This is a genomic window from [Pseudopropionibacterium] massiliense (genome assembly GCF_900607225.1).
In the GTDB taxonomy this organism is placed as follows: Bacteria; Actinomycetota; Actinomycetes; order Propionibacteriales; family Propionibacteriaceae; genus Arachnia; species Arachnia massiliensis.
In genome coordinates this window covers 732,696-755,884 of the sequence record NZ_LR027842.1, presented here as the reverse complement: position 1 = coordinate 755,884, position 23,189 = coordinate 732,696, and the positions used below count along the sequence as shown (strand labels likewise).

19 protein-coding genes are annotated in these 23,189 nt (G+C 67.0%); 8 read left to right on the top strand and 11 right to left on the bottom strand.

Annotation, left to right across the window (positions count from 1 at the left end; translation table 11 throughout):
• Nucleotides 1-497 precede the first annotated feature (497 nt).
• Together E0E39_RS03150 and E0E39_RS03145 are read left to right on the top strand one after the other, a co-directional pair.
• Complete coding sequence (locus E0E39_RS03150; RefSeq protein WP_130873442.1) at nt 498-809, top strand: hypothetical protein; 312 nt, start codon at nt 498-500, stop codon at nt 807-809.
• On the top strand, nt 806-1,261 hold the full coding sequence (locus tag E0E39_RS03145) for a hypothetical protein (protein ID WP_130873441.1): 456 nt from the start codon (nt 806-808) through the stop codon (nt 1,259-1,261). The genes E0E39_RS03150 and E0E39_RS03145 overlap by 4 nt, the downstream gene beginning before the upstream one ends.
• 153 nt (nt 1,262-1,414) lie before the next feature.
• Here E0E39_RS03145 and rpoC read toward each other — a convergent pair whose 3' ends face one another.
• The 5 genes from rpoC to rplJ all read right to left on the bottom strand — a co-directional run bounded on the left by rpoC (nt 1,415) and on the right by rplJ (nt 10,989).
• The gene (gene rpoC / locus E0E39_RS03140; protein ID WP_130873440.1) at nt 1,415-5,365 is read right to left on the bottom strand and encodes a DNA-directed RNA polymerase subunit beta'; all 3,951 of its coding nucleotides are present in this window, start codon (nt 5,363-5,365) and stop codon (nt 1,415-1,417) included.
• A gap of 93 nt (nt 5,366-5,458) precedes the next feature.
• Nucleotides 5,459-8,932, bottom strand: a complete 3,474-nt coding sequence (gene rpoB, locus E0E39_RS03135; protein ID WP_165444617.1) for a DNA-directed RNA polymerase subunit beta — start codon at nt 8,930-8,932, stop codon at nt 5,459-5,461.
• 222 nt (nt 8,933-9,154) lie between these two features.
• On the bottom strand, nt 9,155-9,811 hold the full coding sequence (locus E0E39_RS03130) for a YdcF family protein (protein WP_130873438.1): 657 nt from the start codon (nt 9,809-9,811) through the stop codon (nt 9,155-9,157).
• A gap of 93 nt (nt 9,812-9,904) precedes the next feature.
• Nucleotides 9,905-10,303, bottom strand: coding sequence for a 50S ribosomal protein L7/L12 (gene rplL / locus E0E39_RS03125; protein WP_130873437.1), 399 nt, complete (start codon nt 10,301-10,303; stop codon nt 9,905-9,907).
• Nucleotides 10,304-10,377: 74 nt separating this feature from the next.
• On the bottom strand, nt 10,378-10,989 hold the full coding sequence (rplJ, locus tag E0E39_RS03120) for a 50S ribosomal protein L10 (protein ID WP_130873436.1): 612 nt from the start codon (nt 10,987-10,989) through the stop codon (nt 10,378-10,380).
• 427 nt (nt 10,990-11,416) lie between these two features.
• On the opposite strand from rplJ, the gene E0E39_RS03115 reads away from it, so the two are divergent.
• The 3 genes from E0E39_RS03115 (at nt 11,417) to E0E39_RS03105 (ending at nt 15,872) form a co-directional block, all read left to right on the top strand.
• Nucleotides 11,417-13,159 carry an ABC transporter ATP-binding protein/permease gene (locus tag E0E39_RS03115; protein ID WP_425470700.1) on the top strand — a complete coding sequence of 581 codons (1,743 nt, stop codon included), beginning with the start codon at nt 11,417-11,419 and terminating at the stop codon, nt 13,157-13,159.
• The gene (locus E0E39_RS03110) at nt 13,156-14,829 is read left to right on the top strand and encodes an amino acid ABC transporter ATP-binding/permease protein (protein ID WP_130873434.1); all 1,674 of its coding nucleotides are present in this window, start codon (nt 13,156-13,158) and stop codon (nt 14,827-14,829) included. The genes E0E39_RS03115 and E0E39_RS03110 overlap by 4 nt, the downstream gene beginning before the upstream one ends.
• Nucleotides 14,830-15,038: 209 nt before the next feature.
• Nucleotides 15,039-15,872: a DUF4261 domain-containing protein gene (locus E0E39_RS03105; protein WP_130873433.1), complete on the top strand. Its 834-nt coding sequence runs from the start codon at nt 15,039-15,041 to the stop codon at nt 15,870-15,872.
• A 144-nt stretch (nt 15,873-16,016) separates the two neighbouring features.
• Here the strand turns inward: E0E39_RS03105 and E0E39_RS03100 are convergent, their stop codons facing one another.
• Nucleotides 16,017-17,072 (bottom strand): NAD(P)-dependent alcohol dehydrogenase, encoded by a 1,056-nt coding sequence (locus tag E0E39_RS03100; RefSeq protein WP_130873432.1) that lies wholly within the window; start codon nt 17,070-17,072, stop codon nt 16,017-16,019.
• A gap of 539 nt (nt 17,073-17,611) precedes the next feature.
• The gene (locus E0E39_RS03095) at nt 17,612-18,580 is read right to left on the bottom strand and encodes a helix-turn-helix transcriptional regulator (RefSeq protein ID WP_130873431.1); all 969 of its coding nucleotides are present in this window, start codon (nt 18,578-18,580) and stop codon (nt 17,612-17,614) included.
• Nucleotides 18,581-18,679: 99 nt separating this feature from the next.
• Between E0E39_RS03095 and E0E39_RS03090 the strand changes: the two genes are divergently transcribed.
• Together E0E39_RS03090 and E0E39_RS03085 are read left to right on the top strand one after the other, a co-directional pair.
• Nucleotides 18,680-19,063: a VOC family protein gene (locus tag E0E39_RS03090; protein WP_130873430.1), complete on the top strand. Its 384-nt coding sequence runs from the start codon at nt 18,680-18,682 to the stop codon at nt 19,061-19,063.
• Nucleotides 19,064-19,212: 149 nt separating this feature from the next.
• Nucleotides 19,213-20,466, top strand: coding sequence for an ATP-binding protein (locus E0E39_RS03085; RefSeq protein ID WP_207302396.1), 1,254 nt, complete (start codon nt 19,213-19,215; stop codon nt 20,464-20,466).
• A gap of 369 nt (nt 20,467-20,835) precedes the next feature.
• Here the strand turns inward: E0E39_RS03085 and rpmG are convergent, their stop codons facing one another.
• Nucleotides 20,836-21,003: a 50S ribosomal protein L33 gene (rpmG, locus tag E0E39_RS03080; protein WP_130873428.1), complete on the bottom strand. Its 168-nt coding sequence runs from the start codon at nt 21,001-21,003 to the stop codon at nt 20,836-20,838.
• Nucleotide 21,004: 1 nt separating this feature from the next.
• Nucleotides 21,005-21,241 (bottom strand): 50S ribosomal protein L28, encoded by a 237-nt coding sequence (gene rpmB, locus E0E39_RS03075; protein WP_130873427.1) that lies wholly within the window; start codon nt 21,239-21,241, stop codon nt 21,005-21,007.
• 84 nt (nt 21,242-21,325) lie between these two features.
• Between rpmB and E0E39_RS03070 the strand changes: the two genes are divergently transcribed.
• On the top strand, nt 21,326-21,574 hold the full coding sequence (locus E0E39_RS03070; protein WP_130873426.1) for a type B 50S ribosomal protein L31: 249 nt from the start codon (nt 21,326-21,328) through the stop codon (nt 21,572-21,574).
• Nucleotides 21,575-21,969: 395 nt separating this feature from the next.
• Here E0E39_RS03070 and rplA read toward each other — a convergent pair whose 3' ends face one another.
• Nucleotides 21,970-22,668, bottom strand: a complete 699-nt coding sequence (gene rplA, locus E0E39_RS03060; RefSeq protein ID WP_130873425.1) for a 50S ribosomal protein L1 — start codon at nt 22,666-22,668, stop codon at nt 21,970-21,972.
• An 84-nt stretch (nt 22,669-22,752) separates the two neighbouring features.
• Nucleotides 22,753-23,181: a 50S ribosomal protein L11 gene (rplK, locus tag E0E39_RS03055; protein ID WP_130873424.1), complete on the bottom strand. Its 429-nt coding sequence runs from the start codon at nt 23,179-23,181 to the stop codon at nt 22,753-22,755.
• Between the last annotated feature and the right edge of the window lie 8 nt (nt 23,182-23,189).

Here is a 23,189-nt window from a genome sequence, read left to right as displayed (position 1 = left end):
TTGTATCACACTTGCAAACTCGCGCGACCCCACCTCCGATTGACATTTCATCTTGCACTACAACTGACGCTCGAACCGCATCACAATCATTGAAGATTCACCAGCCATAAAACACTGAGAGTGTCGTATTTACGGACGGCAAGCCAAAGATATCCACCTTTTCGAAAAAACTCCTCCGACTCGCGCTTTCCCCCTAGAATACGCCTCGCAACCGCTTACTGCTCTTAGCAATCACCGGAGCAAACCGACATGCCTTCATGGGCGTATCCACCCGCGAGGTAAACCGCCCAAGGTTTTGTGCCGTATTTATTTGGGTTGCGATTCCTGAGGAGGATTCTGGAGTAACGTGAGTACATGGAGGCCTGCTCCGCAACCAACCCCGCTCTCACCCCGGCCGGGAGAGCTCTACCGGGTGGTCATGATCAGTGAACAAGCCTCATGGTGTGAACCGCATCAAGTTTTGTGCCGGTTCCTTTCGAGCGAGGAAGGATGGCGTCATGCCGAAACGACTCGATCCCGCTGTGAAGAAGCGGGCGTTACGACTACTACGCGGGTACCGTGAGCAGTACCCGTCGCTGACCGCTGCATGCGCCGCCGTGGCCCGTGAGGAAGGAATCGGGGCCGAAACCCTGCGCCGCTGGGCTATTCAGGCCGAGATTGATACGGGTGTCCGAGAGGGAATGACCACTCAGGCACGCGAGGAGATCCGTCGCTTGCGGCTGGAGAACTCCCGCCTGCGGGAGGACGTTGCGATCCTGCAAGCAGCAACAACTTTTTTCGCGGGGGAACTCGACCCCCACAATCCTTGATCATCGCCTTCATCGATGACATGCGACGCGAGGGGATCGCGGTCGAGTCGATCTGTCGGGTCCTGCGGGAGCAGGGATACGGGATCGCCGCAAGAACCTACCGGGCATGGAAAACCCGTAAGCCATCGGCCCGGGCGATCAGCGACCAAAAAGTGCTGGAGGCCATCCGGAACCTGGTCTGGACGACCGATGCCCATGGGCACGCGCGCCTGACGCCCGAAGGTTTCTACGGGCGCCGACGCATGCTGGAAGCGCTGCGACGGACAGGGGTGGATGCAACTCCGGGAGCGGTGGACCGAGCCATGCGAAAACTCGGTCTCAGTGGGACCCGGAGCGCGAAAGCTTCCCGGGTTCCGTATCCCGCCACCGCGGAAGAGACGAGCGAGTCGCTGATCCGCCCCGGAGGCTTGCCGCTACGGCCCGAGAGCAGAACCTCACTCTCATCCGTGTGAGACCTCGGAACAGTCCGCCACCCTCACGCAGAAACTCTCAGGAAACCAGCCGAGCCATCGAAGCCCCCGGCTCCTGGCACCCCGTACACACACCGTCCGACGAACGAAGCCGGGCGGGCATCACCATGATGCCCGCCCCGTGTGAGGGAAGGTTCAGCGAATATCGCCGAAATCGATGTCGTCCAGCGGAACGCCGGGAACATCCAGATCAGAACCGAACGAGTAGTCGTACGGGTCGTAACTGACGGTGTAGGCCTGCGATCGCGCATCCGCGGTGGGTTCCACCCGAATGTTGCGGTAGCGATCCAGACCCGTTCCGGCCGGGATCAGCTTGCCGAGGATCACGTTCTCCTTCAGACCGACGAGGGTGTCGGACTTGCCCTGGATCGCGGCGTCGGTGAGCACCTTCGTCGTCTCCTGGAAGGAAGCGGCCGACAGCCACGAGTCCGTCGCGAGGGAGGCCTTGGTGATGCCCATCAGCACCGGTCGGCCCTCCGCGGGACGCCCGCCCTCGGTCAGGGCCTTGCGGTTCGCGGCCTCGTAGGCCTGCCGGTCCACCAGCTCACCCGGCATCATCGAGGTGTCGCCCGAGTCGATGACGGTCACGCGACGCAGCATCTGGCGGATGATGATCTCGATGTGCTTGTCGTGGATGGGGGCGCCCTGCGTGCGGTACACGCGCTGCACCTCCTCCACCAGGTGCTCCTGGACCTTGCGCAGGCCACGGATGCGCAGCACGTCCTGCGGGTCCACCTGGCCGGCGGTGAGCTGCTGGCCGATGGTCACGTGCACCCCATCGCGGATCGCCACGCGCACCCCGTTGGCGTCCTCGAACTCCAACCGGGTACGACGCGCCACCGGGTATTCGAGGTCGTCGCCGCCGTCATCCCGCACGATGATGATCTTGCGACTGCGGTCGCCGTCCTCAATACGGATGACGCCATCGGCCTCGGCGATGGGGGCCTTGCCCTTCGGCTGGCGGGCCTCGAACAGCTCCACGACACGTGGCAGACCCTGCGTGATGTCATCGCCGGCCACACCACCGGTGTGGAAGGTGCGCATCGTGAGCTGGGTACCGGGCTCGCCGATGGACTGGGCGGCGACGATACCGACGGCCTCACCGACGTCCACGGTCTTCCCGGAGGCCAGCGACCGGCCGTAGCACATGGCGCAGGTGCCGGTGGCGGCCTCGCAGGTCAGCACGGAACGAACCTTGACCTGGGTGACGCCGACGGAGGCGAGCCGCTCGATCTCGGCGTCACCGAGATCGGTGCCCGCCGCGACGAGCACGTTGCCCTGGGCGTCGGTGATGTCGGTTGCCGCGGTGCGGGCGTAGACGGCGGTCTCCACGTCGGGAACGATGGAGACGGACGCCCCCTCCTCCAGCGGTTCCGCCTCCACCTGGACCTTCCTGCCGTCCTCATCCGTGACGATCTTGGTCCAGCGGGCAATGGTCTTGACCAGACCACGCTCGGTCTGGCAGTCCTCCTCGCGAATGATGACGTCCTGCGAGACGTCCACCAGGCGCCGGGTCAGGTAACCCGAGTCGGCGGTCCGCAGCGCCGTGTCGGCCTGCCCCTTGCGACCGCCGTGGGTGGAGATGAAGTACTCCAGCACCGACAGGCCCTCGCGGAAGTTCGACTTGATGGGCCGGGCGATGATGTCGCCCTTCGGGTTGGCCACCAGGCCTCGCATGGCCGCGATCTGGCGCATCTGGGTCATGTTGCCGCGGGCGCCCGAGTTGACCATCACGAAGATCGGGTTGGTCTGCGAGAAGTTGTCCTTCATCGCATCCGTCAGCTCCGCGGTGGCATCGGTCCACAGCTCGATCAGTTCCTGACGGCGCTCGTCCTCCGTCACCGAACCGCGCTCGTACAGGGTGTCGATCTTCGCTGCCCTGGCGTCGTAGGCGGCCAGAATCTCCGGTTTGCTCGGCGGGGTCTGGACATCCGCGATGGAAACGGTCACGCCGGAGCGCGAACCCCACTGGAAACCCAGGTCCTTCAACCCGTCGAGGGTGCGCACGGTGTCGATCAGCGGGTAGCGTTCGGCGAGGTCGTTGACGATCTGGCCGATCTGTTTCTTGCCGACCCGCTCGTTGACGAACGGGAAGTCCGCGGGCAGGGCCTCGTTGAACAGGGCCCGGCCGAGCGAGGTCTCGAGGATGACGGACCCGTCCGCACGCACCTTGTCGGCGTACCCGGCAGGCGGCACGATGCCGTTGAGGCGCAGCTTGATCGGGGCGCCGACGTGCAGGTCGCCACGGTCGTGGGCCATGATCGCCTCGGCCACCGAGGAGAAGGCGTGACCGGCCCCCTTCTCGCCCTCCTGCAGCATCGTCAGCCAGTACATGCCGATGATCATCTCGTGGCTGGGAACGGTCACGGGGCGGCCGTCGGCAGGCTTGAGGATGTTGTTCGTCGAGAGCATCAGCACCCGCGCCTCCGCTTGGGCCTCGGCGGACAGCGGCAGGTGAACGGCCATCTGATCGCCGTCGAAGTCGGCGTTGAAGGCCGCGCAGACGAGCGGGTGGAGCTGGATCGCCTTGCCCTCGATCAGCTGCGGCTCGAAGGCCTGGATGCCGAGGCGGTGCAGGGTTGGTGCGCGGTTCAGCAGCACCGGGTGTTCGGCGATGACCTCCTCGAGCACGTCCCACACGATGGGGCGCTGCCTCTCCACCATGCGCTTGGCCGCCTTGATGTTCTGGGCGTGGTTGAGGTCGTCCAGGCGCTTCATCACGAACGGTTTGAACAGCTCCAGGGCCATGGCCTTCGGCAGGCCGCACTGGTGCAGTTTCAGCTGGGGGCCGACCACGATCACGGAGCGACCCGAGTAGTCGACGCGCTTGCCGAGCAGGTTCTGGCGGAACCGGCCCTGCTTGCCCTTGAGCATGTCCGAGATCGACTTCAACGGACGGTTGCCCGGCCCGGTGACGGGACGGCCGCGACGCCCGTTGTCGAAGAGCGAGTCGACGGCCTCCTGGAGCATGCGCTTCTCGTTGTTGACGATGATCTCGGGCGCACCGAGGTCGAGGAGACGCTTGAGCCGGTTGTTGCGGTTGATGACGCGACGGTAGAGGTCGTTGAGGTCCGAGGTGGCGAACCTGCCACCGTCGAGCTGCACCATGGGACGCAGGTCCGGCGGGATGACGGGAACGGCGTCGAGCACCATCCCGGAGGGATCGTTGTTGCCGCTGAGGAAAGCGGCGACCACCTTCAGGCGCTTCAGAGCGCGAGTCTTGCGCTGCCCCTTGCCGTTGGCGATGGTCTCACGCAGCTTCTCGGCCTCGGCCTGCAGGTCGAAGGTCTCGAGGCGCTTCTTGATGGCCTCGGCGCCCATGTAGCCGGTGAAGTACTTGCCGTAGCGCTGCTTCATGTCCCGGTAGAGGATCTCGTCGCCCTCCAGGTCCTGCACCTTCAGCGACTTGAACCGGTCCCACACCGCCTGGGCGCGGTCGATCCGGCGCTGGTACTGGTTGCGGAGCTGCCCCGCCTCTTTCTGCGCACCGTCGGAGACCTTGCGCTTGATGTCGGCCTTGGCACCCTCGGACTCGAGCTGGGCGAGGTCCTCCTCCAGCTTGGCCAGACGGCTCTCGATCTCCGAGTCCCGATTCTTCTCGAGCTGCTTGATGTAGGCCTCGTGACGGGCCTGAAGGCTCGGGAGGTCGCGGTGGCGGGCCTCCTCATCCACGTGGGTGATCATGTGCGCGGCGAAGTAGATGACCTTCTCGAGATCCTTCGGCGCGATGTCCAACAGGTACCCGAGACGCGAGGGAACGCCCTTGAAGTACCAGATGTGGGTGACGGGCGCGGCCAGCTCGATGTGACCCATGCGCTCGCGGCGCACGTTGGATCGGGTCACCTCGACGCCGCAGCGTTCGCAGATGATGCCCTTGAAACGCACCCGCTTGTACTTGCCGCAGTAGCACTCCCAGTCCCGGGTGGGGCCGAAGATCTTCTCGCAGAAGAGGCCGTCGCGCTCCGGTTTGAGGGTGCGGTAGTTGATGGTCTCGGGCTTCTTGACCTCACCGTGGCTCCACTCGCGGATCTGGTCGGCGCTCGCCAGTCCGATGCAGAGCTTGTCGTAGACGTTCACGTCCAGCATTGGTTCTCTTTCCCCCGCCGCCCCGGCGGGTGCCTGTGCCTGAAATCTGAGAGGTTTTACTGGTGCCGGGTCACCGGCGTGACTGAGTCAGACTCAGACTTCGGTGACGTCGAGGAAGTGGTCGCCTCCGGGACGTCTTCCGAGATCGATGCCGAAGTCCTCGGCGTTGCGCAGGTCGTCCTCCGAGTCCCGCAGGTCGATGACGCGGCCGTCCCCGGAGAGGACCTCCACGTTCAGACACAGCGACTGCATCTCCTTGACGAGCACCTTGAAGGACTCCGGGATGCCTGGTTCGGGGATGTTCTCGCCCTTGACGATGGCCTCGTAGACCTTCACACGGCCTGGAACGTCGTCGGACTTGATGGTCAGCAGCTCCTGGAGGGCCCAGGCGGCACCGTAGGCCTCGAGCGCCCACACCTCCATCTCGCCGAACCGCTGGCCACCGAACTGCGCCTTACCGCCCAGCGGCTGCTGGGTGATCATCGAGTACGGGCCGGTGGAGCGGGCGTGGATCTTGTCGTCGACGAGGTGGTGCAGTTTCAGCATGTACATGTAACCGACGCCGGTCCTCTCCGGGTAGGGCTCGCCGGAACGACCGTCGAACAGCTGGGCCTTGCCGCCGCCGTCGATGAGACGTTCCCCGTCGCGAGTGGTCAGCGAGTTCTCCAGCAGACCGGTGATCTCGCTCTCGTCGGCGCCGTCGAAGACGGGGGTCGCGACCCTGGAATCCGGGTCGACGTGGCCGAGCCCGACCTCGCGCAGCCGATCAGCCCAGGCCTCCTTGACCTCCGTGATGTCCCAGCCGGTCTTGGCGATCCACCCGAGGTGGTTCTCCAGAACCTGCCCGATGTTCATCCGGGACGGGACACCGAGAGGATTGAGGACGATGTCGACGGGGGTGCCGTCGGCCAGGAAGGGCATGTCCTCCACGGGGAGGATCTTCGAGATCACGCCCTTGTTCCCGTGGCGGCCGGCGAGTTTGTCCCCATCGCTGATCTTGCGTTTCTGGGCGACGTGGACCCGCACCAGCTGGTTGACCCCGGGCGGCAGTTCGTCGTCGTCGCGGGTGTCGAAGACCCGAACCCCGATGACGGTGCCGGATTCGCCGTGCGGCACCTTCAGCGAGGTGTCACGGACCTCACGGGCCTTCTCCCCGAAGATCGCGCGCAGCAGGCGCTCCTCCGGGGTCAGCTCGGTCTCGCCCTTCGGGGTGACCTTGCCGACGAGGATGTCGCCGGCCGAGACCTCGGCGCCGATGCGGACGATGCCGCGCTCGTCGAGGTCGGCCAGCATCTCGTCGGAGACGTTGGGGATGTCGCGGGTGATCTCCTCGGCGCCCAGTTTCGTGTCGCGGGCGTCAACCTCGTGCTCCTCGATGTGGATCGAGGTCAGGACGTCGTCCTGCACGAGACGCTGCGACAGGATGATCGCGTCCTCGTAGTTGAGGCCCTCCCACGGCATGAACGCCACGAGGAGGTTCTTGCCGAGCGCCAGCTCGCCCTGGTCGGTGCAGGGACCGTCGGCCAGCGGGGTACCGACCTCGACGCGGTCCCCCGTCGCGACCAGCGGACGCTGGTTGATGCAGGTGCCCGCGTTGGAGCGCACGAACTTCTCGAGCCGGTACGAGGAGTAGGTGGCGTCGTCGTTGGCGATCTCGATGATGTCGGCCGTGACCGAGGAGACCACGCCGGCCTTCTTCGCGAGGGTCACGTCACCGACGTCCACGGCCGCGCGGTACTCCATGCCGGTGCCGACGAACGGGGCCTCGTTGCGGATCAGCGGCACCGCCTGGCGCTGCATGTTCGCTCCCATCAGCGCCCGGGATGCGTCGTCGTGTTCGAGGAACGGGATCAGCGCGGTGGCCACCGAGACCATCTGCCGGGGTGAGACGTCCATGTACTCGACATCGGCCGCCGGGATGGTGTCGACGTCACCGTGCTTGATGCGCACCAGGACGCGTTCCTCGGTGAGACGGCCCTCGGCGTCCAGGGCCGCGTTGGCCTGGGCGATGGAGAACCGGTCCTCCTCGTCGGCGGTCAGGTAGTCGATCTGGTCGGTGACCTTGCCGTCGATGACGCGCCGGTATGGGGTCTCGATGAACCCGAAGGCGTTGACGCGGGCGAACGAGGCGAGCGAACCGATGAGGCCGATGTTCGGGCCCTCGGGGGTCTCGATGGGGCACATGCGGCCGTAGTGCGAGCTGTGGACGTCGCGCACCTCCATGCCCGCGCGGTCGCGGGAGAGGCCACCCGGGCCGAGCGCGGAGAGCCTGCGCTTGTGGGTCAGCCCGGCGAGGGGGTTGTTCTGGTCCATGAACTGCGACAGCTGCGAGGTGCCGAAGAACTCCTTCAACGCCGCCGTCACGGGGCGGATGTTGATGAGGGTCTGCGGGGTGATGGCCTCGATGTCCTGGGTGGTCATGCGGTCGCGGACGACGCGCTCCATGCGCCCCAGGCCGGTGCGCAGCTGGTTCTGGATCAGCTCGCCGACGGTGCGAAGCCTGCGGTTGCCGAAGTGGTCGATGTCATCGGCCTCGACGGGCAGGCCGTTCAGCTCCTCCTTGTGCTCGTGGAGGGCCACGACGTACTTGATGGCCGCGACGATGTCCTCCATGGTGAGGACCTGGCTGTCGAAGGGCAGGTCGAGTCCGAGCTTCTTGTTGATCTTGTAGCGGCCGACCTTCGCCAGGTCGTAGCGCTTCGGGTTGAAATAGTAGTTCTCCAACAGCGCCTGGGCGGCGTCGCGTGCCGGGGGCTCGCCGGGACGCAGCTTGCGGTAGATGTCCAGCAGTGCCTCGTCCTGGGTGTTGACGGTGTCCTTCTCCAGCGTCATGCGCATGGACTCGAACTCACCGAACTCCTCGAGGATGCGGTCCTCGCTCCAACCGAGGGCCTTGAGCAGGACCGTGACGTTCTGCTTGCGCTTGCGGTCGAGGCGCACGAAGACCATGTCGCGCTTGTCGATCTCGAACTCCAGCCAGGCGCCGCGGGAGGGAATCACCTTGCAGGAGTAGATGTCCTTGTCGGATCCCTTGTCCGGGGTGATCTCGAAGTAGACGCCCGGGGAGCGGACGAGCTGCGAGACGACGACGCGCTCGGTGCCGTTGATGATGAAGGTGCCCTTGTCGGTCATCAGCGGGAAGTCGCCGATGAACACGGTCTGCGACTTGATCTCGCCCGTCTCGTTGTTGACGAACTCGGCGGTCACGAACAGCGGGGCGGCGTAGGTGACGTCGCGGTCCTTGCACTCCTCGATGGAGTGCTTGGGCTCCTCGAAACGGTGGTCGCGGAAGGACAGCGACATCGTCTCGTTGAAATCCTCGATGGGGGAGATCTCGGAGAAGATCTCCTCCAGCCCGGAGCGGGTGTTCACGTCGGTGCGGCCAGCGGCCAGGCGCTCCTCGACATCGGCTTGCCAGGCCTCGTTTCCGATGAGCCAGTTGTAGGAGTTGATCTGAAGATCGAGCAGGTTGGGGACCTCAAGCGGTTCGTGGATCTTCGCGAATGAGATCCGACCACTGGGCAAGACGACATTGGTGTTCTTCAACGCAGAGCGCGAGGCGGCCAAGATTCGGTCCTTCCGGGAACGCGGCTGGTTCGTCGCACAGCAAAGGACCCGCGTCAAATCACGGGCACGATTGCAGAGCAGGGCAACAAACCACTATAGGCCACGAAACCTTCGGAAGCAAACGCACGATGCGAAACCACCGCAGTGAACATGGTAGCGGACCAGGGCTCCAGTGCAACGCGGTCGTCCCGGGGCCTGCCGATCCGGTCCGCGAGGCCCGCATCACCCGAACCGGCGCGCCAGCCAACCGCCCAGCACCCGGCCGACAAAACCGGGGGTTTCCCGTCCGGGACGATCCCGGCGCCTGCCCCGGAGCAGACGCAGCAGGTCCCCCACCCCGATGACGGCCGAGAGCACCCGCAGCGGGCCCAGCTCAAGGGGGCGGTAGTCCTGCGCCGCGACGAATCGCTGGCGGATTCCCGGCTCCAGGGCCGCGAGGTGAAGCCGCAGTTTCAGCCCGTGCAACGGGTTGGAGGCGACCGCTACGCAGCGGGCCGGACCCAGCAGCGGCAATACCCGCCGGGCGTTCTCCCACGTGGTTCGCGACTGCGTCTCGGTGATGATCTCGCCGGTGAATCCCCGGCGACGAAGCTCGGCGGCCAGCAGATCCGCCTCCGCCACCCCGACCCCGGCGGGATCCCCGCCCGAGGCGATGATGCAGGTGTCCGGTCCCAGAAGCCCGGCCGTTCGCAGCGCGACACCGACCCGCCACCGATTGACCCCGTTGATCCGCGACGGATCCTCGTTGCGGAAACCGGGGAGCACCACCACGGCCTCCCGGGTGGCGCTCCCCACGAGGCATCGCGCCGCCACGGCTTCAACGATCTCGGCCGCGGCCCACAGACCCACCGCAACACCCCAGGCCAGTCGACATCCCATTCCTCGACCGTACCCGCGATACACACGACAGGAGGCCCACCCCTGACACGGGGCGGGCCTCCTGGGCGATCGAAGCCGGTTTCCCAGCCGGGATCACTTGAGCTCGACGGAGCCGCCGGCAGCCTCGAGGGCAGCCTTGGCCTTCTCCGCGACATCCTTCTCGACCTGCTCGAGAACAGGCTTCGGGGCGGACTCCACCAGGTCCTTGGCCTCCTTCAGGCCGAGGCTGGTCAGGGCGCGCACCTCCTTGATGACGGCGATCTTCTTGTCGCCACCCGAGGTGAGGATGACGTCGACCTTGCCGGAGTCGGCCTCCTCCGCGGCACCGGCGTCGCCGCCGCCTGCCGCGGGGGCGCCGGGAACCACGGCGGCGACCGGGGCGGCGGCGGTGACGTCGAAGGTGTCCTCGAACAGCTTCACGAACTCGGACAGTTCGATGAGGGTCATCTCCTTGAAGGCGTCAAGGAGCTCTTCCTTGGTGAGCTTCGCCATGATGGGCGTTCCTTTCGATCAAGCATCGCAAGCAGTCACGCTGCGACGGATTTCTTTTCCGCAGCGGATGCTGCTCAGGCCTCGTCGGCCGGGGTGACGCCGCCGGCGGCGGCGTCCTCGTTCGTGGCCTCGGTGGCAGGCGCCGAGCCGGCTCCACCGATCAGGTCCGGGTTCTCCTCGGCGGCGCTCTGCAGCGCGCCGAACAGGCGGGCACTCTTCGACAGCGGAGCTGCCAGGGTGCCTGCGGCCTTCGCCAGGCTGCCCTTCATGGCGCCAGCCATCTTGGACAGCAGGACCTCGCGGGATTCGAGGTCAGCAAGCTTGAGGACCGCCTTGGCGTCGAGGAACCTGCCCTCGAGAACGCCTCCCTTGATAGCCAGGAACGGATGTGCCTTTGCGAAGTCGCGCAGCCCCTTGGTCACCTTGGCGATGTCGCCGGTGATGAAGGTGAACGCGGTTGGTCCGACGAGCGTCGACTCGATGCCGTCGATACCGGCTTCCCGGGCCGCGAGCAGGGCCAGGGTGTTCTTCGCAACGGCGTAGGTGGCGTCCCCACCGAGGGACCGGCGCAGATCCTGCAGGTCCTTGACGGTGAGACCGCGGTACTCGGTCAGCACCACGGCGGCGGAATCGGTGAACTTCTGTCCCAGCTCCGCTACCTTGGCAGCCTTCTCCGGCCTCGCCATTGGGTCTCCTTCCATAACTGTTGTCGCCCTCGACCCCAGAAGATGAAGAAACCCCGACGCCGGCGGCGCGGGGCGGGCAGGAAAGATGCCTGCTGGCTTGCGGTCACCTGCGCGGGCTCCCCGTGCGGGGGAATTGAGACTTGCGTCACCTGCGGTCTTCGGCGTGCAAGATTCTAGGCGAGAACCCGACGGGCCACAAATCAGCCTCCGGGACCCCACCGATCAGACGGCACCGGGCCGAACCCGATCATCCGCCCGTCTCGAACACACCTCGTCGACCGGGAGCGACCGGCCACACACCTCGAACGGCGCCCCACCCTCAAACCCCAGAGGCCGCGGACACTCCGAGGTGTTGGCACGAGCGACCACATCGGCTATCTTTGAGACACCGTGTTGCAGGAGGTTAAGCATGCCTAATAAACATGAAATGGGCAATGCATCCGTTTCGAAATCCGGGAAGCGTGCGACGTGGTTGGTCGGCGCCCTCCGGATCGGATCCGCGGCATTCACGGGAACGGCCCTCGTGATCATCGGACAGGCCTGGGGAGATGCGCTCGGGGGACGGCCCGTGGATGCGGCCACCTGGCTGTGGGCCGGGTTGATCGCCTTGGCGGCGGCCTGCTGCGCCTTCGCCGAGGTGGTGTTCGGCGGCTGGTCGGCCCGCCAGGAGGAACGCCGTCTCAGGGCCCGGTTGCTGGATGCCCATTTCCGTGCCGCCGTGCGTCCCACGACCCCGGCCGACGATTCCGCCACGACGGCGCCCCACACCGCCCCCGGCCCCCGGCCGTGGCGCGGCCGCGGGCACCGCCGCCCCGCCCCCGCGGCAAATCCTTCCCCCGCCCAGCTGGTGACCCTCATGACCGACAACGCGGAGCGCATGTCCGAGTACCGCCAGGTCTACCTGGGAGCGACCCTCGCTGCTCTGGCCATCCCCTTCCTCACCCTGGCCTACGTCACCTCCCTGGACCCGCTGCTCGGTCTCGGGATCATGGCCGTCTGCCCCCTGGTTCCCCTGGCGATCTGGGGATTCATGCGGCTGTTCCGCAAGGTCTCGGCGGCCTCCCGCAAGGAACGCGGCCGCCTGGCCGTGCAGTACCTGGACGCGTTGCGCAACCTGATCCCCATCCGCCTGCTGGGCGCTGGCAGGCGGACCGAGGAACGGCTGCGCGCCCAGGGCGAGGCCAATCGCCGGGCCATCATGCGGCTGCTGGCGGGCAACCAGGTGGTGATCATCGTCCTCGACGGCGCCTTCTCGCTGCTGCTGATCTGCTGGTCCGTGCACCTGATCGGCTCCCGCCTCGCGGCGGGCGCGATCACCCCGGGGCAGGGCCTCTCGGTGGCCCTGCTGCTGACCCTGATGCTGGAGCCCCTGGTGCAGGTGGCCGGGTTCTTCTACATCGGCATGGGCGGGGTGGCCTCGCAGCGCGCCATCGAGCGGCAGCTGTCGCACGTCCCCGCCGAGCGTCCCGCCGCGGCCTCCGGGGCCGCGCCGACCGAATCCGCCATCAGCCTGCGAGGCGTCCACCACGACTACGGGCGCGGGCCCGTCCTGAACGGCCTCGACCTCGAGGTGCCCCGCGGGGCCAAGGTGGCGATCATGGGGCCCTCCGGGGCCGGGAAATCGACGCTGCTGTCACTGCTCCGGGGCACCCTGCCCGCCCAGCGGGGAGCGGTCGTGCTCGACGGCCGGGACCTGGGTGCGCTCGAACCGGAGCAGGTCTGCCGCATCTCGGCCTGCGTCGCGCAGTCCACGTGGCTGTTCTCGGGCACCGTCGCCGACAACCTGCGCATCGCGAACCCCGGGGCCACCGATGACGAGCTGTGGGAGGCGCTGCGCCGCGCCCACGTGGCCGAGGATGTGGAGCGGATGCCGCAGGGCCTGGATTCCGACGTCGGCGAGCGCGGTCAGCTGATCTCGGGCGGGCAGGCGCAGCGCCTGTCCCTGGCCCGGGCCTTCCTGTCGGGTCGCCGCATCCTCCTTCTGGACGAGCCGACCAGTCAGGTGGACGTGGTCTCGGAGGCGGCCATCATCGAGGCCCTGGCCGGGATCGGTCCCGAATGGACGGTGCTGATGGTCACCCATCGCCGTTCCCTCCTCTCCATCGCCGACGCGGCCCACGAGCTGCGCGACGGCGTCCTGCTACCCCTCGAAACGGCGGTTGCCCGATGAAGACCCCGAACACCCCTGGACTGATCCGTTGGCTGACCGGCATCACCCGCCCGGTCCATCCGCCGCTGCTGGTTTCCTCCGTGCTGCGCTGCATCAACCTGGGCCTCGAACTGGTGCTGTTCGGGCTGGCCGGGCTGCTGGTCGCGTCCTTCGCATCCGGTCACCCCATCGGCGGACTGCTTTTCTGGATCGTGGTGGTCGCGCTGGCCAAGGCGCTGGCCTACTACGCGGAACAGTTCACGGGTCACTACGTCGCCTTCAAGGCCCTGGAGCTGCTGCGCGGTCACGCCTTCGCGTCGCTGTGGCCGAAGGCCCCGGCCGTGGTGCTCCGGAACCGTTCCGGCGACCTGCTGCCGACACTCACCCGCGACGTGGACCGCATCGAGGTGGTCTACGCCCACACCTTCGCGCCGGTGGTATCGGCCTTCGTGGTGCCGGCCGCCGCCCTGGTGACGGTGGGGTCGCTGGCCGGCTGGGGCCTGGTCGCGATCCCTGCGGCCTGCATCGCGGTCGCGTTGCTGGTGGTGCCGTTCGTGGGGTTGCGACGGTCGCTCCGTTCGACCGCGGAGGGGCTGCGGCTGCGCGGGCAGCTGACCGCGCACGCCACCGATTCCGTCTACGGGATCGACGAGGTCCTCTCCTACGGCCACCAGCGCAGCCGGGTCGAGGAACTCGACGCACTCGGCACCCGGGTGCGCGATGCGGCCCTGCCGCCGCTGGTCTTCAAGGGTCTGCGGCGCGGCGCGAACCTGGCGCTGACCCTGGTCTCCGCGGCCTCGGTCGTGTGGACCGGGATCTCGGCGCACCTCGATCCGCTGCTGGTGGCCGCCCTGGCGGCCGCGTCGCTGCGGTTGTTCGAGGGTCCGCGGGGCGTGGAGGACGCCGTCGGGTACCTCGACCACTCGCTGAGCGCGGCGAGGCGGCTCTGGGAACTGTGCCACGCCCCCGAGGCGGTCTCGGACGGCCCGCGAGAGCTGCGCCTGGACGCGTCACCGAGAATCGAGTGGCGCGACGTCGACTACCGCTACCCGGGTGCCCTGCCCGGCAACCCGGCCCTGTCCGGGGTCTCGGTGACCGCGAACGCGGGCGGGCGGACGGTGTTCGTCGGTGCCAGCGGGTCGGGCAAGTCGACGACCGCGCAGCTGCTGCTCCGCTACGACGAGCTGGCCGGCGGCGACATCCTGATCGACGGAACCTCCGTGCGCGAATACACCCTCGACTCCCTGCGCCGCGCCATCGTCCTGGTGCCGCAGCGCGGGCAGGTGTTGGATGCCACCATCGCCGAGAACCTGAGGCTGGGCGCACCCGAGGCCACTGACGAGGACCTGTGGCGGGTCCTGGCGGGCGCCGAGCTGGCCGACGAGGTGCGGGCCATGCCGCAGGGTCTGGCGACCCGGACGGGCCGCGACGGGCGGGAGCTCTCGGGAGGGCAGCTGCAACGCCTCTGCCTGGCCAGGGCGCTGCTGGTGAACCCGAGGGTGCTGGTGCTGGACGAGTTCACGGCCAATCTGAACACCGACCTGGAGGCCCGCATCCGGACCAACCTGGAGCGCGACCTCCCCGGGTTGACCGTCATCGAGATCACGCACCGCCTGGAGCACCTCGACTCGGCGGACCGGGTCTTCGAGTTCGACCGGGGACGGGTTGCCGCCCGGACCGTACCGCGGTGAACGCTGATCCCTGATCAACGGCCGGCAATGCCCGCCCTGGAGCCCTCCCCGGCCCGCATCTCTCCGTGCCCGGTGGCGCCGAGCAGGGGCAGGGTTCGGGTGATGTGGTCGAGGGGCATGGGCTTCCTTCCGGCCGGGGCAGCATGCCAGCGGTTTCAGCCGGAGGGGTGCGCCACGCCCCGGGACCCTCCATCTGTTAGGAAGGGGGCATGCAGGATTCCCGCCGCTTCCCACCCGACCCGTTCGTCATGGAGGGCATCTACGCAGCCCCACCGGCCATCGACGTGGGCGCCTGGCGCGAGTACCTGTCCCGCGAGTTCGGTCCCACGGATGTCATCGGCGACGGCGGGCCTCCCGTCTTCTTCGCCTTCCCGGAGCACCGCTTCGACTACGCGGACCGGTCGGGAGTTCCGGCGCAGGCCTTCCTCGCCACGTCCAAGGACTTCTCCGATCCCTCCAGGTACGAAACGGCACTCCAGCAGAGCTGGGACTTTCCCGACGTCAAGGACGTGCTGTCCCAGGGCCGTCACTTCCTGTCCACCTTCGAGTTCCTGGCCCGCGCCTTGGCCTTCGAGGACCGGCTACGGCTGTTCCGCACCCTCGCCTCGGCCCTGGTGGAGCTCACCGACCCGATCGCCCTGTACTCCGGCGCCGCCGATGCCTTCTTCGAACCCCGCCGATGGCTGGAGGTCCAGCGCGAGGGCTACACCTACTACGGCTTCTTCAACGTGCGGTTCTTCAGGATCAGCAACGGTGACGACGAGTTCCTCATGGACACCCGCGGTCTGGGCATCTTCGGGGTGCCCGATCTCCAGTGTCATTTCCGGGGGCTCGACCCGGACGGGGTCTCGGGGCTGCTCTACAACACCGGCATCTACCTGATGCGCGAGGGCGACGTGATCGACGACGGCCACACCGTCCCGGGCATCAAGGAAAACAGCCGCTGGCGCTGCCAGCACGAGAAAGCCATGATCGAACCCGAACGGGAGGTCCTGGACATCTGTCCGGAGGCCCCCTACGCCGCCGGGAACCGCAACCCCTGACGGGCTCCGCGGATGGGGCGCCGTCCGCAGAGGACCGGTTGGGCCGACCCGCTGAAACGTGCGGGTCGGACCAACCGGTTTCCGGGGTGCTCGTCTCGGGCCCGGATCGACGGGCTCCGGGAAGCCCCTCGCCGGGAGGGGTCCTCAGACCAGGATGACGGGTTTGATGAGATCGCGCGGCTTGGTGCGCATGAGCTCCACGCCGTCCTCGACGTGCTCGATCCCGGTGAAGCGGTGGGTGATCATCTTCTCGGGGTGGATGCGCCCGGCCAGGACGAGGTTGGCCATCCTGTCCATGCGGTTGCGACCGCCGGGGGTCAGGCCACCGACGAAGTGTTTGTGGCCCATGCCCACCAGGGTCGACTCGCGGCTGATCTTGATGTTCTCGCCCTCCCCCAGGTAGTTGACGTTCGCGACCCGACCGCCCACCTTCAGGATGTCGAAGGCCTGCTGGAAGGTGTCGAGGTCTCCGCCGGCGACGATGACCCGGTTGACGCCCTGGCCCTTGGTGGCCTCCATGATCTGTTCCACGATCCCACCCTCGCGGTAGTTGATGATGTCGGTTGCGCCGTATTCCTGGGCGACCTCGATGCACTTGGGCCGCGACCCGACGGCGAACAGGCGGCCCGCGCCGAGAACGGACGCGCTGGCCACGGACATCAGGCCAACCGGTCCGATACCGATGACGGCGACGACGTCGCCGGGCTCGATGCTGGCGAGCTCGGCACCGTGAAGCCCGGTGGTGACCATGTCGGAGAGCATCGCGCCGACCTCGGGGGAGATCCCCTCCGGCAGGAGGGCCAGGTTTCCGTCGGCATCGTTGACGTGGATCAGCTCGGCGAAGACGCCGTCCTTGGTGTTGGAGAACTTCCAGCCGCCGAGCGGGACACCGGAGTGCATGGCGTAGCTCTCCTGGGCGGCCACCGAGGACCAGTCGGGGGTGATGGCGGGGATGATGACCCGGTCGCCGACCTTGAAGTCCTCGACCATGGATCCCACCTCGACGACCTCACCGACCGCCTCGTGGCCGAGCATCATGTTGTGACGCTCCCCCACGCCGCCCTCGTAGACGGTGTGGATGTCGGAGGAGCACGGCGCCAGCGCGATCGGACGGCAGATGGCATCCATCGGCCCGCACTTCGGGTCCTCCTTCTCGATCCATCCGACCTCGCCGATCCTGAGCATCGCGTAGCCCTTCATTTTGCCTCCTTGCATGGGGTTGGAACGATTTGAACTTCTTCTTCAGCGAGAGGTCGCGGCGACAGGCCCGGTTGCTGTGGCCGCCCTGGTGACGCGCCGGGCCACATCGCCCCGGGGATGCACACGTTCCCGCGCGCCCTTCGTCATGCAACTCTGCCGGTCCACCACCACGACGGTCCCCGCCACACCGCCCCTGCCCGGGAGACCTTCAGGCCCTACCATCATTACAGCGTGACTCCCCGGCGGCAACTCTTTATGGCACATTTTCCGATCGGAATAAGAAATCGGAATGGAAATCTCCGGGGCCGAGGATTACGGCGTCCTCCATGGGACACGATGGGACCCACACGACAAGAACGCCAACCCGGAGGCGTGATATCCCAGCAGTTCACCGAATCGAATCCCGGGGATTGCGTCGATTGGGCGCCGAGCACCCACCGGGCCGCGTTGCCGTCCTTGACCCCGAGGATTCGTGAGAGCCTGATCACAGGCTTTCGGGGAGGGTTCAGGATGCCGACCCGGACGTGCCTCCGGGTGGCTCAGCGATGGTAGAGACCCGCGATCCGGTCGAGATGGGCCAGCAGTTCGGCCCTGATCTCCGACGGCGCTTCGACGCGGATGCCGGGGCCGAGACGAAGCAGGATCGTGAGCGCGTGGAGATCGTCCATGAACTCCAGGCTCACGGGACACCACTCCCCCTCGGGCGGATCGTCACCAGGTTCGGTTTCATCGACACGGATCGCCCACTCCCGGGCATCCTCCCACCGGTCCGCCCGGAGCCACCCCGTCACGACCACCGGTGTGAACCGGTTGAGGAAGCGAACACGATGCCGCTTCCAGGCCGCTGCGACATCCACCGCGTGGTCCGTGCATGGCGTTGCGAGCAGAGTGGCGGTCCTGATGCGGGCCATCTTGAGGAATCGCACGCGTTTGTCGCTGGTCGCGCACAGGTACCAGTCACTGCCCGCGCTCACCAACCCGTGCGGCTCCACCACCAGGTTCTGCACGGCCGCTCGGGAGGACCGGTAGTCGAGGCGCACCTTCTTCCGCGCGAACACGGCCGTCTCCATCGTTGCGAACGCCTCACCGGGTTGCAGGGCATCGGGTTGGGGCAGCCAGCCGTTCGGATCAATCACGATTCGCGACGCCGCGGCCGCCGCCCGGTCGCGATGCGCGTCCGGGACAGCGGCGAGCAACTTGCGAACCCCCGACACGAAGGCTGCGCTCAATCCCATCGCGTCCGCACCCCACGACGAGAGTGCCGCGAAGAGCGCCCGGCTCTCGTCCTCACTCAACGCGGTCACATCGGTGCGATACCCCGGCAGCAACCTGACCCCACCCCCGGGACCGCGCTGGCAGTACACCGGGACCCCGGCAGCCGACAACGCCTCCACGTCCCGCAGGATCGTGCGGCGCGAGACCTCCAGTCGTTGCGCCAGTTCCCCGGTCGAGAGACCGCCGTGGGCGCGCAACAACCAGATCATCGACAACAACCGGTCCGCCCTCATGGATCCGAGACTGTCACACGAACATGACAGGGGATGTCACCCACGGCCCGTACCTTCTCGGACAACCGACCAGCGCCCTGAACGGGAAGGAAACCTCTCATGACCGCATTCGCCCCCACCAGCGTCATCCTCTACGTCGAGGACGTGGATGCCAGCACCGCGTTCTATCGCCGGGCCCTCAGCAAGAAACCCGTCGAAACCTTCGAGGACTTCACGGTTTTCGCCCTGACCGAGGACGTCACCCTCGGCCTGCAGGCGCGTGGAGGTATCGATCCGGCGGCCGTCGGCACCCCGGGCAGCGTCGAGCTGTCCATGAGCCAGGCCACCCGCGAGGACGTCGACCGCCTTCACCGTTCCTGGAGCGGCTTCGGATTTCCCATGGCGCTCGAGCCCACCGAGCTCGCCTTCGGCTACACCTTCGTCGCCACCGATCCAGACGGACACCGCCTCCGCGTCTGCGCCACCGACACGACGAATCTCTGAAGGCGTCGCGACACCCGGTGACCCATCCTCCGGCATGGGATGGCGTACCCCGATGCGCCTCCGAGGGTCCGGAATCGCGCATCACCCGGAGATCCTCATCCTGCTGGATGTCGACTGGATTGCCTGCTGGATGTCGACTAGAGGTGGTCATGTATCTTCGCCGCACCGTGGACGAGCTGCTGGACACGTTCCTTCCCCAAGCGCCCGCCATTGCGCTGGACGGGGCGAAGGGGGTGGGGAAGACCGGCACGGCACTTCAGCGCGCCACGAGGGTTTTCCTCCTGGATCGCCCGGACCAGCGCGCCCTCGTCGAGGCCGACCCCGACGGGATCCACAGGCCGGGAACGACGTTGCTCGATGAATGGTCCCGGATGCCCGAGGTCTGGGATCTCGTGCGCAGGGAGGTGGACAACGGAGCGGATCCGGGCAGTTTCCTGCTCACCGGCTCCGCCACGCCCGCCACTGCGCAGGGGACCCACAGCGGCGCGGGTCGCATCCTGTCGCTGCGCATGCGCCCCATGGCCATCCACGAGCGTGGGCAACTCCTCCCCACCGTCTCGCTCGCCTCCCTGCTGACGGCAGAGCCGCCCTGTTCGGCCGAGATCGGGGGCCACACGTCCTACTCCCTGGTGGACTATCTCGACGCCATTGAGGCAAGCGGATTTCCCGGCATCATGGGCCTCGGCCCCGACCCGCGAACCGAACAACTCGCCACCTACATCCAGCGCGTGATTGATCGCGACCTGCCGGATCTGGGCTATGGCGTGCGCCGACCCGAAACGCTGCGCCGCTGGCTCGCGGCATACGCCGCCGCGTCCTCGACCACCACCAGCTACTCCAAACTCCTTGACGCCACCACCGGCGGCGATGGCCAGCAACCGACCCGGGACACCACCCAGGCCTACCGTGATCGCCTCACCCAGCTCTGGCTGCTCGACCCGGTTCCGGGTTGGAGCCCCAGCCGCAGCCCCTTCGCAAGATTGCAGCAGGCCCCGAAACACCAACTGGCCGACCCCGCCCTGGCGGCCTCGCTGCTGGGCGCGACCGCCTCCTCCATGACCACCCCCCGCCATTCCCACCTCGCCGGCCCCTTGTTCGAGGCCCTCGCCACCCTCACCGTGCGGGTGGCAGCCGAGGCGGCACGGGCCCGGGTGGGTCATCTACGCACCCGCAACGGCGATCACGAGATCGATCTGATCACCGAGGCCCGCGACGGGCGCATCGTCGCCATTGAGGTCAAGCTGGCCGCCTCGGTGACGGACTCGGACGTTCAACACCTCACCTGGCTGCGCTCCCGCCTGCCCGAGGACGTGTCCGACCTGGTGATCCTCACCACTGGCACCACCGCCTACCGGCGGAGAGATGGTGTGGCGGTGATCCCCCTCGCGCTGCTCGGGCCGTAGGCACACCGCCTCACGCCTTCATCCCGAGCACCTGCCCGCCTCTCCCGGCCTCGACGCCGGGCCCATTTCTCACCGGCCACCGGCGAGCCTGCCGAAGCAACCCACAGAGACCAGCAAACCTGCGGGATCAACCACAGCAAAACGACGACCTGAATCACAGCAAACCTGCGGTTTCATCGTCGGTGACGAGTTACCTGGACGCTTTGGCCAGGCTGTTCCTCATGCTGCTCGTGGGGCCGCGGGAGGCCAACACCCGGAACGAGAGATCGGACGGGCGAAGGTCTCCGCACTGGGCTCCGGGCCGGCCGCATGGTTGAGCGACACAGCCGCCTGCACCTTTCGCTCTGGGCAGTCCTGAGAGCCGGGCCGTCAGCGGGTCTCCTTGAACTCGACGTGGCGCCGGACGATGGGGTCGTACTTGCGCAGCGAGATCCGGTCGGGATCGTTGCGGCGGTTCTTCCGGGTCACGTAGGTGTAGCCGGTTCCCGCGGTGGAGCGCAGCTTGATCAGCGGGCGCAGGTCGTTCTTCCTGGCCATCTCAGAATTTCCTTCCCCGGGCGATGAGGTCCGCGACCACCGCGTCGATGCCCCGGGCATCGATCACCTTGATGCCCTTGGCGGAAACCGTGAGCCTGATCCGCCGCCCCAGCGACGGCACCCAGTAACGCTTCTTCTGGACGTTGACGTTGAAACGGCGGTTGGTCTTCTTCCTCGACCAGGGGACGTTGCGACCGAAACCGGGCGCGGCCCCCGTGACCTGGCAGTGACGCGACATGGGACTCCTCGGGTTGCACGAACTAACATCGATAATGATAATGAGTCGCAATAGAACTTCCAATCCGACCCGCGAAGGCCCACGATGAAACCAGGCATCCACCCCGACTACCACCCCGTCGTCTTCCGCGACATCACCACCCGGGTCATGTACCTGATCCGATCGACGATGACTTCCAGGCAGACGATCGAGTGGAGCGACGGCAACACCTACCCCCTGGTCGACGTGGAGATAACCGCCGACAGCCACCCCTTCTACACGGGCAAGGCGCGCAGTCTCAGCATCACGGGACGCGTCGAGAAGTTCCAGCAGCGCTACGGCAGGACGAGGTGACCCCGCCAACCCTCGCGGAGGACACCCCGGCGGCGCACCACGGAACCCGCCCCGAGAGGAACACGCCGACCGGAGCGTCCGTCACCAACAACTCACAGAGCGGTTCGATCAGCTCCTGGACCGGGTGCATGCCGAACTCACGGCCTCCGGCGGCGCCCTGGACTTCGATGCCCTCTACGACCCCGGGACGGGGTTGCCGCGATGATCGTCGACCCGTCTGCGATTGCCGCCATCCTGTTGAAGGAACCGGAGGGCAGCGGCTTCCGTGAGCTGCTGGGCAGGCGTGGCGGTCGATTGTCCATCTCATCCTGATCTTCCCGGCCCGCTCATTTCCTGCCCGGGCGACGGTGAAGGGGCGGACACCGGGTGGTGCCCGCCCCTTCACCGTCAGTGGCTCACTCAACCGGTTTGGTGACCGTGCCGTCGACCAGAACGCTGGGCGACATGGTGGCGGAGATCGCGACCTTCTTCACGTAGCGCCCCTTGGACGCGGCCGGCTTGAGGCGCAGGATCTCCTCCAAGGCCGCGAAGTAGTTCTCGACGAGCTGCTGCTCGGTGAACGAGGCCTTGCCGATGATGAACTGCAGGTTCGCGTGCCGGTCCACCCGGAACTCGATCTTGCCGCCCTTGATGTCGGAGACGGCCTTGGCCACGTCCATGGTGACGGTGCCGGTCTTCGGGTTCGGCATCAGGCCACGCGGGCCGAGGATGCGACCCAGCCGGCCGACCTTGCCCATCATGTCCGGGGTGGCGACGACGGCGTCGAAGTCGAGGTAGCCGCCGGAGATCTTCTCGACGAGGTCGTCGACGCCGACCTCGTCGGCGCCCGCTGCGATCGCGGCCTCGGCCTTCTCACCGGAGGCGAAGACGAGGACCCGAGCCGTCTTGCCAGTGCCGTTGGGAAGGTTGACCGTGCCGCGCACCATCTGATCCGCCTTGCGGGGATCGACGCCGAGACGCACCGCGACCTCGACGGTCTCGTCGAACTTGGCCGAAGCCATTTCCTTGACCAGCTTCACCGCCGCCTCGGGCGTGTGCAGCTGGGAGCCGTCGCGCTTGTCGGCGGCGGCCTTGTAAGCCTTGCTGTGTTTCATCTTCTGGTTCCGTTCTCTGTCGTCAGCCTCGCGGGCTGATCCACCAGTTCTGGTCCGGGATTCGTCTCCCTGCCAGGGGGTGCGTCACTCGACGGTGACGCCCATGGAGCGGGCGGTGCCCTCGACGATCCTGCTGGCGGCCTCGACGTCGTTGGCGTTGAGGTCCGGCAGCTTCATCGTGGCGATCTCGCGCACCTGGTCCTTGGTGAGTTTGCCGACCTTGTTCTTCAGCGGGTTGTCCGAACCGGACTGGATTCCGGCGGCCTTCTTGATGAGTTCGGCAGCGGGCGGGGTCTTCGTGATGAAGGTGAACGTGCGATCCTCGTAGATGGTGATCTCGACGGGGATGACGTTGCCACGCTGGGACTCCGTCGCGGCGTTGTACGCCTTGACGAACTCCATGATGTTGACGCCGTGCGGGCCGAGGGCGGTACCGACCGGCGGTGCAGGGGTGGCGGAGCCGGCCTGCAGGGCAACCTTGACGAGGGCTGCGACCTTCTTCTTGGGAGGCATGTTGGGTC